Here is a 16,002-nt window from a genome sequence, read left to right as displayed (position 1 = left end):
GCTAATACTTGAGAATCCAAATAGAACCTAAGCGCTTCCGCAAAATTTCGGCCTGCCGGTCAGCGGAAGTACGGTCGGGAAAGTCAGCAACGGAAAGCTTGTACTGCCGGCCACCTGGCTTTGGCAAAATAACACGGGCGAGCTTGCCGAGGCGTACCAGCGCCTGACGACCTTTCTCAGCACCAGCCAGGCTTCGGTAGCTGCCCGCAATGATATAATAACGGCCCGTTGGCGCTTTAATTGTCGAGCTAGCATCTTCCTTTATGGTGGAAACTTCTGCCTTCTCCCAACCTGGTGCGGGCTTCTTGGCTTTCGCTGCAGCCTTCGGCACGGATTGCTTCGGGGGAACGGTCGCAATGGTCTTCTCTACGGCAGCAGTTGGTACAACAGCTGGTACCTTTACGGCTGCTGGTGCGGGCGTTTCTACAACGGGCGTGCTTGTCACGTTTGCGGCCGGAGCCACAGTGTTCCAATCATCGTTCGCTAGCGCAGCCTGTTGCCGCGCAATGATTTTCTTGGCAGCCACGGGCGCTAAGTGCGCGGGAGCAGCTTGCTCTTGCCCTGCCCCTAGCGAAAAGTTTTCGGGCAAGTAACCTTGGCGCAGCGCAAACAAATAGTTGGCCCCTACAGCCAGCGCAACAGCTATGACGGCTGCGGCCGCTTTGAATAATTTCGTCTGGCGGCGCGAACGACCAGCGGCGAGCAGCGGCGCGGCGGCTTGTCGCTCGCGGGCTAGCAGCGCATCGGTAGCCCGCACCGGGCGCGAAATTAATTCGGGCAGACCGTAGCTGGCAGGCAGTAGGTTTTGGGTGCCCGTGTACTCGAACTCGACGCCTCGCCCCACTGCCCGGCGCAAATAGCCGACCCCTACTAGCTCCACGCGACGGTTGCTGGCTAGCTCCTCTTCCATGCGCTGCACGGCGGCGTGCACTTGCTCGCGGGCCTGGGCCGTCGTGAGATTGGTGGCGCGGCTAATAGCATCCACCAGCAAGCCATCGTTGCGGGTCAGGGCCTGGTTGAAGGCCACACGCTTGGTAGGCGGAACGAGGGTATGCCGCACGGGATGAATCTGCGCCGGGGCGTACTCGGCAATGAGCCCGCCGAAATCCGGAATGATGACGCAGTCATGGTCCCGAAGTAAGGTGCGGATTGGTTCGGAAAGATTCATTCAGTTGAGTTGCAAGTGGAGCGAAAAGGTAATCTGTCGATGAGCAGCGGCTTGGATGATTAAAAGCTGCGACTGCATGGCCTAGGAGTCAGGCCATTTAGCCGCAGCTTTAGTAGCACTTAGCATGCGTGCGCATGAAACGAGTTTACCGCATCAAAAATCGTAGGTTACGCCCGCTAATACGTTGAATCCTTTCACTGGGTAGTTCAAGAATCGCTCGTACTTACGGCCGAGAAGGTTATTGCCTAAGGCAAAGATGGATAGTTTTTCTAAAATACGGTAATCGGCGCGCAGGTTCAGGTCAATGACGGAGTCCGTGGGACGTATTATTTCCCGGTAAGCTACCAGTTGCGGCTGGTACTGGAAGCCCGTGCCGTAGCTGGCGCTATAGGTGTACAGCTCGGCGCCGAGCAGCAGTTTGCTGTACATATTGTAGCTAGCAAATAGCGTGCTTTGGAAGGCGGGTCGGTGAAAAGCTTTGGCTAGGCTGTGCACTTTGTAGCCGTTATAGTCAGCTTTGAAGCCAATGCGAAACTGTTCGGTAGCGTTATAAATCGCCTCGCCGTGGATATTTAGCAGCTGCGTCGCTTTTCGGTCGTACACCAAATTGAAGCGCGTCGAGTCGCCGCGGTACAACGGGTTGTTCAGGGAGCCCGGCGCCAGGTAGCCGGCATTGTTGTAGAAATACAGGTTTCGGTCGTTGCTCAGGGTCACTTTGGCATTCAGCTCCAGGGCGCGCACCGGTGTGGAGTTGAACCCAAAGTACAGCGTGGGGCCCCGGTGCGTATCGGCTACGCGCTGATTGGAACCTAGCCAGGGGTTCTCCGTGGTCAGGTCGTAGAGGGTAACCCGCTGCAAGCCGCCGCCCAGGCCACCAAAAATCACAAACTTATCTTCCGCTACGGTGTAGCCCAAGCGCACGGCCGGATAGACGTTGAACTGACTTGCCGTGCCCACGGTGTCGCCGGTGTAACCCACGGTTGCCCCAATCGAAACGGCTAGACGGTTGAGCGTTACTTCGTAAGCGGGCGTAAACTGCACAAAAGGCCGGCTCACGGTACCAAACGAATCCTTCTGCGAGATAAAGGACACATCGCCATTAATGGCCACGCGGCCTTTCTCGCCGAGCGCGTAACCGGAACGTAGCGTGGCGTAAATGTTGTTCTCGCGGGCGGCAAACCGATCCTTCCAGAAATTATACCCAATACCTAGGTCGAACTGAAACGGTGCATCGGCAGCCCGGTTACGCACGTACACCTTGGCCGCTACCCGCGTGAACGTTTGCTTGATGCTATCGGCCTCCGGGGGCAAGCGCAAGGTTTCACGGTTGTAGCCGTAAAAGTTGTACCGTTCACGACCAAAGGTAAGCTTGCCGCCAATGGTCACGGGGCCATTGTAGGTTTCGCCGTTCAACCCTAGGCTGGTCTGACTGGAGCCAGAGTTTCGCTTGTCGACGGGCCCATTGGCGGAAGAGATATGGCTGAAATCGAGGCCGTAGGCGCCGGCCGTACTGCGCGTATTGTGCAGGTAAGCTTTGCCGTACAGGGACCCATAATTACCAATTGCGCCCTTCACATAGTTGCCCGTTTGCGGGGCTAGCTCTTCCTGCCGAATGGTCAGGACGCGCACAGATGGGTTGAGCAAGTCGGCGGGCAGGCGGTAATCCGGGTAGGTATACGCTGGCTTTTGGATCTGCTTGGCGGGCGCCTCAACCTTGATTTTATCGAAGTTGCGCGTGGCTTCCGGCAGTTCATTCACCCGCTCTTTCACGATTTCAATTTCGGCATCTTCAATCTTGCCGCCGGTGCGTTGTGCCCACCCCCGATGAGGTGCAGCAGCCAGCAACAGCGCGGCGAAGGCGAGGCAGTGAGGCGAGCGAAATGGTATCATGTAGTGCTTAGTGCTTGGTGCCTAGCTTAGGTGCCGGGCGCCAACTGTTGATTGTCTGTTTTACTTCTAGCTAAGGCGGACGCTCGGTCTACTCCTCCGAGCCTTCCGACGTAGGCGGCGGCGCTACGGGCGTCGCCGTGGAGTCGGCGGGTGCCGTCTGGGTGGGCTCCGCGGGCGTGGGTTGCAGTGAGTTGCGCGGCGTCTTGCTGCCCGCCGGGGTTTTCGGCGTTGTTGCCGGCTTCGTGGTCGAGGCCTTGGGTTGCGCCGGTGTTGCCTTCGGCGTGGTAGCAGGCGTCGCGGGGGCGTCGGCGGGCAAGGCGGCTAGGCGCTGCTTGGCTCCGTCGATTATCTCCGCCACCGGAAACTTGTTGTCGATGATGGAGTTCAGCGTCGCCCGCGCCTGGAACGTCTCGCCCTGCGCTGTGTAGATGTCGGCAATCAGCAGGAACGAGCGACCCTGCCACAAGTCGTAGTTGGACGCATTGTTCTTGAAGGCGGCATCCAAGGCTTCTGGGTACTTCTTCTGCTCGAAAAGTATTTGAGCCAGCAAGTACTGCGCTTCCGCGCCGTTTTCGTCGGTGGCGGCGCTGGCGGCGGTAGTCAGCTCCGTCACGGCCTGGTCGAGGTTAGCGGCTTTGTAACTCGCCTTGCCTAGGTAGAGCAGCGCGGCGTTGGTAGCATTGAGCGAGGCACTACCTAGGGCCCGGAGTTCTTCGGCCACGCGGCGGGTGCCGGCGTAGTCGCCACTCTCGAAGTAGCTCTTCATGAGACCAATACCGGCGTTGGCGACCTCGCGCTTGTTCTGCGACACTTCGCGCAAGCGGGTGTAATACTTGATGGCCTCCGGATAGTTCTTGTTCTCAAACTCAAGGTCGGCCACACGACCTACGGCGCGGTTCACAAACTCACTCTTGCCCTCTTCCACCACGGCGCGCATGCGCGGCAGGGCTTCGGCCTTGTTGCCTAGCTTTAGGTAGGAGTCGGCTAGGTAGTAGCGCCCATCCGTAGCCAGCGCGTTATCGGAGTGCTGCTTGATGTAGGCATCCAGGCGGGGAATGGCTTGCTGATACTTCTCTGCCAAGTACAACGACTTCGCCGACTCAAACTCCACAGTTTCGGTGGCTTTGCTGTCGGGATTCTGCTGCTTGTACTGGGCTAGATACTGGTCGAACTCTTCTGGGCGGCCGAGCGCAGCTAGGCTCTGCTGCAAGCTGTAGATGGCGCTGCTGGCCGACTTAGTGCGCGGATACCGCGTGAGCACCTGCTTGAAGTCAGCCACGGCTTTATCATGTTGATCGAGGTTGGCGTAGGCTACGCCCCGCTTCTGCAACGCCTGCGGAATCAGAGCGCTGTTTGGGCGGTTGTCAATCAGCTTCGTGAAGCCGGCCACGGCGGGTTGAAAGTTGCCGGCCTCAAACTCAAACTGCGCCTGCTGGTACACGGCATCGTCGGCGTAGCGCGACTGTGGGGCCGTTTTCAGTAGGGTGTTCAGCGCATTGGCGGCCTCATCTCGGCGGCCCATCAGTCCGAGGGTGACGCTCTTTTGATAATAAGCATAGTCCTTATCGGGCGCGTTTGCCTGAATGACTTTATCGTACAGCTCCAGGGCCTGCGGGTAGTTCTTGCCGATGTAGTACGTGTCCGCTAGGCGTAGCGTCACATCGTAGTAGTTCGGGTCGGCGGGTTTGGCTACGGGGTCCTTCAGCCAAGCTTGAAATTGAGTGCGGGCGCGGTCGTACTGCTTGGTGTTGTAGTACGCATACCCTAGGCCGTAGCGGGCCTTTTGATCGAAATCCGTTTCGGCTGCGGAGCCGCTGCGGGCCGTGCGCGCGGCCGCCGTGTAGCTCTGAATAGCCTCAGGGTATTTCTGCCCAACACTATAAATCTCCCCTTTTAGCACCTGCGCAGCGGCGCGTAAGGCATCATCCTGCGGGTACTTCAGGCTCTTATCGAGCAAGGGCAGCGCCTGGGTAAACTGGCTGTTGTTGTAGAAAGTAGCCGCCTGCAAATAGGCCACGCGCTGATACGTACCGTTCAGCTTGGTGCTACGGTCGTCCAGGTTATCGAGGTAGGTAAGCGCCTGGGTGTAGTCGGAGGAGTTTAGGAAACTCTCGCTGAGCAGATCATCGGCGGCCGCCCGGTTTTTGGAGCGCGGATACTTTTTGCTGAAGTCTTTCAGGGTCGCAACGACCTCGGGCGTGTTACCTAGATCGGCGTTTACCTGGGCATACTTGAGGGTTGCGTTTTCGCTGATGTTCTTGTCAAACGTCTGCTTGCGGGCCGCGTCGAAGGCATTCAGCGCGGGCTGCTTCTGGCCCGTTTGCAAGTAACTCAGCCCTAGGTGGTAGGCAGCGTTCTGTCCCAGCGAATCGCGGCGAGCGGCTACGGTTTTCAAGCTACCGATGGCGCCTTTGTAGTCGCCCATCTTGTAGTTGGCGTAGCCGATCTTGTACTGCACCGCGGGCTCCATTTTCTTGCGCCCGGCCGCATACTGGTCGAAGTATTTGGCCGCCGACTTATAGTCGTTTTTCTGGTAGTAGGCGTCGCCGACCAGCAGTTGTATCTCGTCGGCACTCTGGGGCGGTGGGATTTGAGCTAGGGCTTTGGTGCCGTAGTCAATCAGCCCATCGAAGTTGCCTTCTTTGTAGTAAATCTGGCTCATCACGGCCGGTACTACGGGGCGGTAAGCATCGTTTTGCTCGGCAATAGTGAGGTCTTGGCGGGCGCCCGTGTAGTCGCCGGCGCGGTAAGCTAGGTAGCCGGCGTAGTAGCTGCTGGCGTAGCGGTACTGGTGCTCACCCTGCTTGTTGCGATCGAAGAGCAGCTTGGCTTTATCGAACTCCTTTTGGGCAAAATAACTGTAGGCTAGCTTGAATTCCGACTCAGCCCGCTGCTCGTTAGAGAGGTTATCGCCCTCCACCCGCTGGAGGTAATCGGTGGCTTTGGCGTAATCCTTTTTGTCGAAGTAAAACTTACCGAGCTCAAAAAAAGCCGCCGCCGCCTTGGGGTGAGTCGGGTTATTGGCGGCAAACGCCAGCACCTCGCCTTCGGCGGCCGGATGCAGCAGGTACAAGCCCGACACGGCGTAGTAATACTCAGCGTCGGGGTTTCGGTCCCGCTCGTCGCCCGTGCGGCGCTGCGTTATTTCCCGGTAGTTCTGAAAGGCTTGCTGGGCGGCGCCGTACTTGCCGCGGTCAAAGAGTTCGAGACCTTCCTGAAACAGGCGTTCATCGCTGGCGAAAACCTGGGTTTGCTGGGCGAGGGCGGCCACGGGAGCCGCGGTGCTAAGCGTGGCGGCCAAGGCGAGCCGGGGAATTAACTTCATTGCGGGGCGTTACGGAAAAGGGCAGCGGAAGCCCAGAATCAACTCAAAAGTAACGAAAAAGCTGTGGCAGTGATGGCAATACCTGCTTTTTACACAGTAGAACGCAGTAAATAGCCGCATTGGTATGTTGCTACCTAGTTTGTAACGCCTGCACTGAAGTATTGCCAACCCCCTACTTTCTGCCTCAACCAGCGCCGGATCATTCCCTACCACCGTGGCTAAACGCAAAAAAGCCGCCGCTGAAGTCAGCGGCGGCTTTTCGCGCTATATATATAAGGAGTAGGCGCTAGCTTTTACTCGTGGCGAAGCGCTTAGTGCTTGATGGATATTTTCTGCACCTGACGCTCACCATTGGCGCCTACCAGTGAGAGCTGATACATCCCATTGGCGGCGTTCTGCATCTCGACGGGCAGCTGATTGAACCCTGCCTGCACCTGTAGCTTCTGCTCCTTCACCACCCGACCTAGGTTGTCGGTGAGCGTGAGCGTAGCAGCCTGGGCTACCGTTGAGGTGAACTCAAGGGTGAAGGCGCCTTCGCTTGGGTTGGGGTACACGCTCAGCGCAGTACCACTACCTTGGGCCGAGTTGGTCGTTAGTACGCCACGGCTGGAGGTTGCCGTCAGGCTGCTGCCGTTGATGCGGCGCATCATGGAGCCCGACACTGCCTGCCGGCCCTGGCCCGGAGCTTCGTAAGCGAGGCTCAACACCTGACCACCACCCTGCTGTAGATACGTAACCGTGAAGGCGTGGGTACCAGCCTGGAGACCAATGGTACCCGACTGCCACTTGCTAGCGTCATGCAGGCCATCGTTGTTCACGACCAGCGTTGAGCCGATCAGCAGCTGCGTGCCATCGTCGGAGCTCGTGTAGAACGTGTACTGACCGTCCGTCGGTACGGTGATGTAACCCGTGTAGCGGATAGCGTAGCCGTAGTCGCGCTGACGAGGATCCAGGCCGGGTGCGCCCAGCGTACCCGATTTCACTACGCTCAGGCCGTCGAAGTTGGGCAGCGAATTCCAGAAGCCCTCGTAGTATTTGTAATCGATACCAGACACCGTACCTGCGGGGTTTTCCGGCACGCGCAAGTTGGAAGTGGTAAGCGTGGGGTTGCTAGACGTCGTGGTCCGCTTCAGCGCCGAGGCCGGAATTACTTGCTTCGCGAAGTTCGGTCCGGCGTAGCTCACGTTCAGGGTTTGCCCCCCAACGCCTTGTGCGTAGGCAATGGTGATGGCGTGCGTACCGGCCTGCAAGCCAATGGTGCCCGACTTTTCGATGTAACCGTGGGTGCCATCGTTATCGACTACTTGCGTGGAGCCGATGTAGAGCTTCGAGCCGTCGTCGGAACCGGTGGTGAAGGTGTACAAACCGTCGGTCGGTACGGTCACGTAGCCCGTGTACTGCAAGCCGTAGTTGAAGTCGCGCTGACGACCGTCTAGGTTTGGAATAGCCGCGGTGCCTGTGCTAACCGGCGTCAGGTTGTTGAAGTTGGGCACCTGGGGCCAGAAGCCTTCGTAGTATTTGAAGTCCAGCCCACTGACCGTATTGGCGGGGTTCTCTGGTGCACGCAGAGACGTGCTAGGGGTTGTCCCGGAAGCCGTCCGAACCAGCGCCGAGCTTGGAATAGCTTGCTTGGTGATGTTCGGACCTAGGTAGCTCACATTCAACGTCTGGTTGCCGGCGCCTTGCAAGAACAGCACCGTGATAGCATGGGTACCAGCTTTGAGACCGATGGTGCCCGACTGCTCGCGGTATTCGTGCAGACCGTCGTTATCGACTACCTGCGTGGAGCCGATGTAGAGTTCGGAGCCGTCGTCGGAACCGGTGAAGAAAGTATAGCGGCCGTCGGTGGGTACGGTGATGTAGCCCGTGTACTGCACTACATAGCTGTAGTCGCGCTGGCGCATGCCTAGGTCGAAGGACGTTGTCACGCCGGCTTTCACGGCATTAACGCTGTTCATATCTGGGAAGCTGCTCCAGTAACCTTCGTAGTACTTATAATCCAACCCGTTGGTAGTGTTGCTCGGGTTTTCTGGATCGCGCAAGTCACCGCTAGAAGCTACGATTGTTGAGCGGCGCAAGGCAGAAGCGGGCACCGCCTGCTTCGAGATGTTCGGTCCTACGTAGCTCACGTCCAGGCTCTGGCCGCCGGTACCTTGTAGGTACGATACGGTGAAGGCGTGGGTACCAGCCTTCAGACCAATGGTGCCCGATTTCTCCACGTAGCCGTGCAATCCGTCGTTATCGACTACCTGCGTCGAGCCGATGTACAGCTTCGAGCCGTCGTCGGAGCCAGTGAAGAAGGTGTACTGACCATCGGTCGGCACCGTGATGAAGCCCGTGTATTGCAGGGCATAGTTTGTATTGCGCTGACGAGGCGTTAGCTCGAAAGCATTTGTTGTGCCCGTCTTAGTAGCCGCCAATGCGCTGAAGTCTGGAATGGTGCTCCAAGAGCCTTCCACGTACTTGTAGTCGAGACCCGCCGTCGTGGCCGTTGGATTTTCAGGGTTACGTAGGCCGCTCGTGCTGCGGCGCAACACGGCTTTAGTCACTAGCTGCTTTTGCACGCCTGGTCCCAGGTAAGACACATCCACTACCTGGCTACCTGCGCTCTGCCAGTACTCCATGCTAAAGGCGTGAGTGCCAGCTTTCAGGCCGATAGTACCCGAAGCTTCTTTCTCCTCGTGCGGACCGTCATTGTCGAGCACCATGGTCGAACCAATGTAAACCCTTGAGCCGTCGTCAGAGTTAGAGAAGAAGGTGTACTGGCCATCGGCCGGTACCGTGATAAAGCCCGAGTAGCGAATGAGGTAGCTGTAGTCGCGCTGCCGCACCCCTAGGTCAAACGAGTTGACCGTGCCGCTCTTCACGGGGCTGATCGAGTTTACGTCTGGCATCCGGTTCCAGAAGCCTTCGTAGTAATTGTAGGTCAAGCCCTCTTCCGTGTTGTCGGGATTTTCGGGCGTGCGCAGCGATGCTACCGTGGAGCCGAGGCAAGAGGCCGTGCCGACCGACGTATGGGTGACGCCCGTGATGCGGTTATCCTGCATCAGGTTGGGCGTATTGATCAGCGTCGTATTGCACACTAGCGTACCGTACGAACCAGAGTTCAGGTACACGGCGTTGGCGCAATTGATGGCCGTGTTATTCTGGAAGATAGAACCCAAAACGGCCGGAATCTTCTCGTCATTGTAACGGCTACCGCCCTGCTGGAACTGGAGGAAGTTCAGGTAACCTTCTGGGTACGAATCGTCTACGATAGCAGGTACGTTGGGCGTATGCGCCGTTAGGGTGTTGCCCCGTACTTCTAGGTTAATTACGGCCGTACCAAAGGTGTTGGCTTGCAAGTGCTGAACGGCGTGCACCCCGATGAATACGCCATTGGAGCCATCGGTACCGCTCACGTTGTTTCCCACAATCTGGTTGTTGAACATGGGCACAAACTGCTGATAACCAGCCGTTCCTTGGAAAGGCGTTAGGTCGATAGAGCCGCTGTTCGTCAGCGTGTTGTTGACGATGGCCACTTGCGACGTAGCATTTTGGTACAGCGTGATTCCCCGGCGGTTGCCTTCGAACGTGTTGCCTTCTACCAGCCAGTTGCGCGAGCCCCAGTTGAAAATAGCGTAGCGGCTGCCCGAGCTAGGTACTACGTCCCACGCCCGGTCGAGCGTCAGGGCGTTGCCGTTGCGGCTTACGATATTGCGAACCTGTCCGGCGCCGTTGCCGCTAACAATAGCCACGACGGGCTTCCGCTGGGCTTGGCCCCACCATTTACCATTGTCCTGGAGCATGTTGCCCCAAGCAGCAGTCACTGTACCAGCATCTTCGTCGGAACGACCGCCGCCGCTGCCGCCACCTTCCGCGATGATGGCTTCTCCGTCGTTGGAGTTCTGCGCCGGGCCGTTGATTACCTTGAACAGGTTGTTCATCACGGCAACGTTCTGGGCAAAGTTGAGGATCAACACGTGGTTGACCAGGTAGCTAGGATAACGGGCGCTACCGTTGCGGTAGATGCGGTTGTTCTCAAATACGCCTTCGTGGACGCCGTTCAGGTTCAAGCCGTCGACGGCGTACGTGAAGTTGTTGTTGGCCACAACGAAGTTGGTGCACCCGTTCAGCTGTATTGGGCCGTGGTAACCGGCTTTGTCGTCAACACCTTGCGTGAAATCCGAGTTGGCAATCACGAGTTTGTTGGAGTTGGCCCACCAGAGCCAGTCGCCCTGACCTAGGTCGAAGCGGATGCGTTGCATAAACACCTCCGTGCCTTGGCCCGTCATATTCTGAATCCAGAAACCCGACTCGTTCACGTTTTGTAGGCTCAAATCGGCCAATCCCCCTTGCTGCGTGTCGCCCCAAATCAGGCCCCACTTATCAGCGCTGGGCCAGCCGTAGCCGTACTTAATCGTTGTCTGGTCTTTGCCCGCACCTCGTACTACCACGCGGTTGCGCATAATCAGGCTACCACCGCCGCCAGGAGCTAGCTTATAGGTGCCTGCTGGCAGGTAAACCACTCCCCCACCGTCGTTCGCCGCTTTGTCGATGGCGCCCTGCACGGCATCCCAGTCGTTGTCGGAGCCATTACCCGACGCTTTTTTGCTCAGGCGACCATCGGTTTTTACGTTATATACGTTGCCGTAATAGTTGATTTTTGGAGCCCAGCCAACGCCGAGGTTGAAGTAGTCGGCACCCCCGTTGATTCCTTTAACGGTCTGCTCAACCGTGGTTTCTGCTCCGCGGCCGTTGCTCACGACTACTTGGTAGGTAACGCCGGCTTGCAGCGAAGTGGGCGCGTTGAATGCTAGCGTATACGCATCACTTTGGCTGGCATCTACTTGGGCGTCGCCGCCGCCTGAGCCGACGAAGCGAACCTGGGCACCACCCCCACCGAGCTGTAGATTTCGCCCGAAGAGGCGCATCCGGCCGCCCGGTGCCACTTCCGGCGAATCGAAATGATGGCCTTGGGCCTGGTTTACGTAAACACGCGGGCTGGTTTGGCCATTGTCGTCTACCCAGACCTGGTACATATTAACGCCTACGTTGCTAGGCACTTGCACCGTAGCCTGTCCTGCCATTTGAGTGAGGATAGGTACGGCTACCGGTGACGACGAGCCCGCCGTGAGGTACACCTTGGCGGTAGCGCTAAAGTTACCTTGCAAACTAATGGCTTCGCCTGGTTGAGCCGAAGGGCTCGCATTGAAAATTACGGTTTGGGCCCACGCACCTGGTGAGAAGCCGTAGCTGCCCAGCAGCGTAAGCCATGATACAAGGAAAGTAAAGCGGTTCTTCATGCAATTTTGGTTACAGATGAGTGTTGCTTCAAAACAAATTGAGCACGCGGCTAAAATTTTCCGCAGTAGGACTCTGTGACCCGAATGTCAAACCGAAATTTTTTAGTACCTAAATTTGAAATATGAAAATATGTGTTATCGGCAACTAAAATAATTCATAAAATTTATGTATTTTATTAGAAAAGTTATATCATAATTTTAATCCAACAGATGTTTGAAATGTGAAATTTAGGTGCAATAATAAGCTGATTAGTAACTAAATATGAATATTTAAATTATATTATTATACCGTATATTCAAGTAAAAACCAGTTAAATGCCAATTAAGTGCAATCAAAAAAAGGGCATATACATTGCATAAGTCATGCCGAAGTTTGGTTTGTTCCGCGACTCTTTTTTTGATAGAAAAAACCCTTCCTACCTACAGTGCAATGCGTTTTTGCACTTTACCAGAATTGATTTTTCCTAGCTCCTTTAGTAGCACGGAAATAGTCAAAACTAATCCGATAGATGCTGCGTATAACCTACGTTTTGCTGCGCCCAATAAAAGCCAAGAGCCTTTAAAACGTTACTTTCTCGCCCTTCTTAGCAGCCTTAGCCCCGCAAACCTTTGCAATGGCGCGCAGATGCTGGAAACTCGGTTCTTAAAGTACCGAGTCGCGAGTTAGCAAGCCCACAGAAGTGCAATTAGTAGCGAATATTCCAGGTTGGGTGCGCTCCTTGAAATCAAAAAAAATGAGCCTGTGCACGGCACCCGAACAACACAAACCTAACGTCTGTTGCTGTTCGGGCACTGTGCACAGGCTTAAAGTCTTATTACCAACCTGGCAATAATTTAACCTTGCATTAATATACTCGGCAGATTATCAGCTAGTAATAGCTTACTCCGACCTTAGAAGGCCCTTTATTCTACAATTAGGCGCTTGACGAGCATTCCTTGGGTAGTACCTAGGCAGATGCTATACGCACCTGGCGCAAGGGCGGTAAGCGTTAGCTCAGGGCTGCTGGCGGCTTGCTGAGCTGTCCAATTTTGCTCGCTAACTAGTTGCCCAAGCGGGTTGAGGACTCGTACGTGTACTCCCTGCCGTGCAAAGCTAGCGGGTATGAGTAGGCGTACGCTCGCGTGCGCTGGGTTGGGGTATAAGCTTACTTGGCTGGCAAGAGCAGTAGTAGTTGCCGTACCTAGGATTTGCTCCTTACGCTGGTTCAGGCGCACACTCACCGTCTTTCCCTCGTAGCTCGCGGCCACCACGTCCAACGTGCCATTGCCATCGAGGTCGGCCAGGGCTAGGTTTTGGGCCGCATAGCTGACACTTACTTCCTGCGTACCATTAAAGACCCCGTGGCTATCGTTGAGGCGCACACTCACGGTACTCATGCTATTACTGGCCGTGAGCAGGTCTAGGTCGCCGTCCCCATCAATGTCGCCGAGAACCAAGCTGTTGGGGTAAGCTCCGACGGCTACAACTTGACCCTCGTCGAAATTTCCGCCCCCCGTATTAAGGCGCACATGTACGTGGCCCTCCTGGATATTAGCCGTGAGTAGATCTAGGTCACCGTCGCCATCCACGTCGCTCAGCTGCACCCGGTAGGGTACGTTTTCGGCTAGCTCCTGCGTGCCGCTGAAAAGGCCTAGGCCATCATTAAAGCGCACACTCACTGAGTTGCTCACCTGGTTGCCCACGAGCAGGTCCAAGTCGCCGTCGGCGTCGATGTCGCCCACGGCCAGGCTGGCGGGGTAGTTCCCTACTGCCACGTCTTGCTTGCGGCTAAAAAACCCGCGGCCGTCGTTGAGCAGCACACTCACCGTGCTGGTCACGTTGGCGCTGGCCCCGTTGGCAACCAGCAGGTCTAGGTCGGCGTCGCCATCCACGTCGCCCAGAGCAATTGCCGTCAGGTTATCTTTTACGTACACCGCCTGTCCGGTGCTGCTAAAGGTGCCGGCCCCGTTGTTGAGGCATACGCTTACGGTACCACTGGCGTAGTTGGTGGTGAGCAGGTCGAGGTCACCATCGCCATCCACATCGCCCAGCACTACACTGTTGGGGTAATCCCCTACCGCAACCCGCTGGGAGCCAGCAAAATGGCCCGTGCCATCGTTCAGGCGTACACTTACCGCGTTGTTGGCGCCTTCAGCCACGAGCAGGTCTAGGTCGCCGTCCCCATCCACGTCGCCCACGGTCTGGGCCGTAACGTTGGTGCCGAGGGTCACTTCAGTACGGCCACTGAATACGCCGGGGCTCGGTATGGTTGCCGTTGTGAACTGAAAAACTTGGGGCGTGGCCGGCGTGTTTGTTGTGCTCTGGGCAGCGGCGGTGAGCGTAGCAAAGACTGTTTCGCCGGCTCTGAATTTTGTGGTAGGCGCAAACGTCAGGGTACTACCGCCTACGTTGGCCGTCCCTGTTTTTACTCCTCCTGCCTGTTGGCTAAACACTTTAAGGGCCGTTTGGGTAGCAAGCGCTTGGCTCAGGGACTGGTTGAAGGCCAGAACGACGGGCGTCGTTAGGGTCGTGGCCAAGGCATTGCGTGCTGGCGCGGTCGGACTCACCGTTAAGCTCACAACAAAAGGCATCTCGTTGCTCACCCCAGCAGCATTGGCTACCCGCACAACACCAGTCGTAGCACCCGCGGGCACAACGGCCGTGAGCTGCGTAGCAGAAACAACAATTACCTGGGTAGCAGTCACGCCTCCAAAGGTAACTGTGCTAGTGGGCGTGAAGTAAGTACCCTTAAGGCTGATACTGCCTCCCACCGGGGCGGCCGCCTTGGGCCCGGCGCTAAGAAGCGTGGGAGCAGGCAAGTGCTGGTTGAAACGCACACTGATGGCACTACTACCGCTAATGGCCGTAGCTAGGTCGAGGTCCCCGTCGCCGTCCAGGTCACCCAATGCAGCCCCAACGGCCCCAGTTCCAACAGCTACTTCCTGCGCACCGCTGAAGCTGCCTAGCCCGTTATTGAGCCGTACGCTTACGGTATTGCCCGTGCCGGCGCCGTAGTTGGCCGTTACCAGATCCAAGTCGCCATCCCCGTCGATGTCGCCGAGCTTCAGGCTAGGTCCCGCCCCTACTATCACTTCTTGCGTGCCGCTGAAAGAGCCAAAGCCATCATTGAGGCGTACGCTCACTGTGCCGTTGAAGTCGCTGCTATTGTTGCTGGTAAGCAAGTCAAGATCCCCGTCGTTATCTAGGTCGCCCAACACCAGAGTTGTCGCCACGCCGCCGACAGTTGCCGTTTGCACGACGGGGAAGCTCGCCTTTCCGTTGTTCAGACGAATGGTTACTACGTCGGCGCGCGTCACCAGCAGATCTAGGTCACCATCCGCGTCCACATCGCCTAGCACCACGTCGTTGGCGGGCCCGCCCACAACAGTACCTGCATTAAAGTGACCCTGTCCATCGTTTAGGTGTACGGTCAAGGTGCCATTGGTGCTGCTGTTGCTGGCCGCTACCAGGTCTAGGTCGCCGTCGCCGTCTAGGTCGCCGGTCGTCAGGCGCGTCAGGTTAGCACTGACGGCCACATCCGAGCCCGCGCTGAAGTGACCTTTGCCATCGTTTAGGCGCACGCTCACGCTGCCGGGCAGCGGCAGCCGCACGCCGTAGTTGGCCGTGAGCAAATCCAGGTCCCCGTCACTATCCACGTCGGCCAGCACGACTTGGTCGGGCTGGTTGCCGACCGCTACCGTCTGGTTGCCACTGAATACACCCCGCCCATCGTTCAGGCGCACACTTACAGTATTGGCGCTCGGGTTGGCCGTGAGCAAATCTAGGTCGCCGTCACTATCCACGTCGCCCATTACCACATTGTGCGGCGCGCTGGGCAGCAACACTTCCTGATTACCGCTGAAAGTGCCTGGCCCGTGGCCCGTGGCCGTCGTAAACTGGAATACCTGCGGCCGGGCAAGGGCTCCACCCGTGCTACTTTGGGCCGCGGTTGTGAGCGTAATTCCTACTGTTTCACCGGGGCTGAAACTCGTGCTAGGTTTGAAGCTGAGCGTGCTGCCGCTCACCACACCTGTCCCCGCCTTCTTACCACTGGCTACTCCGCCAAATACGTGCAGGGCTTGCTGCGTAGCCAAACCCGTATGCAGCGCTTGTTGAAAGCGCACTACAACGGAAGTAGCGCACGGCGCCGCCAAGGCGTTGCGCCCGGGCTCCAAGCCAGCCACGGCCAGCGTCTGCGCCTGTCCCGAATGGATTAGTCCCGCGCTTACGATACCAATTGTGCTTACAGTACGTGCAAACGTGGCACCCACACATAGCAAACGGCGAGTAGTAGTGGCGGCACTCATATCAATGTAGAAATAAACGACTAGGGAAAAGCATTAAATCAGGCTAA

5 protein-coding genes are annotated in these 16,002 nt (G+C 57.1%); all 5 read right to left on the bottom strand.

The annotated features are described in order from the left end of the window. Position 1 precedes the first annotated feature (1 nt). The 5 genes from BXP70_RS08065 to BXP70_RS08045 all read right to left on the bottom strand — a co-directional run bounded on the left by BXP70_RS08065 (position 2) and on the right by BXP70_RS08045 (position 15,955). On the bottom strand, positions 2-1,168 hold the full coding sequence (locus BXP70_RS08065; RefSeq protein WP_086593518.1) for an HU domain-containing protein: 1,167 nt from the start codon (positions 1,166-1,168) through the stop codon (positions 2-4). 153 nt (positions 1,169-1,321) lie between these two features. Beyond that, complete coding sequence (locus BXP70_RS08060) at positions 1,322-3,058, bottom strand: TonB-dependent receptor (RefSeq protein ID WP_086593517.1); 1,737 nt, start codon at positions 3,056-3,058, stop codon at positions 1,322-1,324. 88 nt (positions 3,059-3,146) lie between these two features. Further along, positions 3,147-6,383, bottom strand: coding sequence for a tetratricopeptide repeat protein (locus tag BXP70_RS08055; protein WP_086593516.1), 3,237 nt, complete (start codon positions 6,381-6,383; stop codon positions 3,147-3,149). Positions 6,384-6,694: 311 nt separating this feature from the next. Continuing rightward, the gene (locus tag BXP70_RS08050; RefSeq protein ID WP_086593515.1) at positions 6,695-11,668 is read right to left on the bottom strand and encodes a PA14 domain-containing protein; all 4,974 of its coding nucleotides are present in this window, start codon (positions 11,666-11,668) and stop codon (positions 6,695-6,697) included. Between the two features lie 903 nt (positions 11,669-12,571). After that, complete coding sequence (locus BXP70_RS08045) at positions 12,572-15,955, bottom strand: FG-GAP-like repeat-containing protein (RefSeq protein ID WP_086593514.1); 3,384 nt, start codon at positions 15,953-15,955, stop codon at positions 12,572-12,574. Positions 15,956-16,002: the final 47 nt, after the last annotated feature.

This window comes from Hymenobacter crusticola, from assembly GCF_002154225.1.
GTDB classification, from domain to species: domain Bacteria; phylum Bacteroidota; class Bacteroidia; order Cytophagales; family Hymenobacteraceae; genus Hymenobacter; species Hymenobacter crusticola.
The sequence above is the reverse complement of the archived record's forward strand: the minus strand, read 5'-3'. Positions and strand labels throughout refer to the sequence as shown.

Bases quoted from the DNA above. Each gene is read 5' to 3' on its own strand.
- BXP70_RS08065 (WP_086593518.1), bottom strand. From the start codon at position 1,168: ATGAATCTTTCCGAACCAATCCGCACCTTACTTCGGGACCATGACTGC.
- BXP70_RS08060 (WP_086593517.1), bottom strand. From the start codon at position 3,058: ATGATACCATTTCGCTCGCCTCACTGCCTCGCCTTCGCCGCGCTGTTG.
- BXP70_RS08055 (WP_086593516.1), bottom strand. From the start codon at position 6,383: ATGAAGTTAATTCCCCGGCTCGCCTTGGCCGCCACGCTTAGCACCGCG.
- BXP70_RS08050 (WP_086593515.1), bottom strand. From the start codon at position 11,668: ATGAAGAACCGCTTTACTTTCCTTGTATCATGGCTTACGCTGCTGGGC.
- BXP70_RS08045 (WP_086593514.1), bottom strand. From the start codon at position 15,955: ATGAGTGCCGCCACTACTACTCGCCGTTTGCTATGTGTGGGTGCCACG.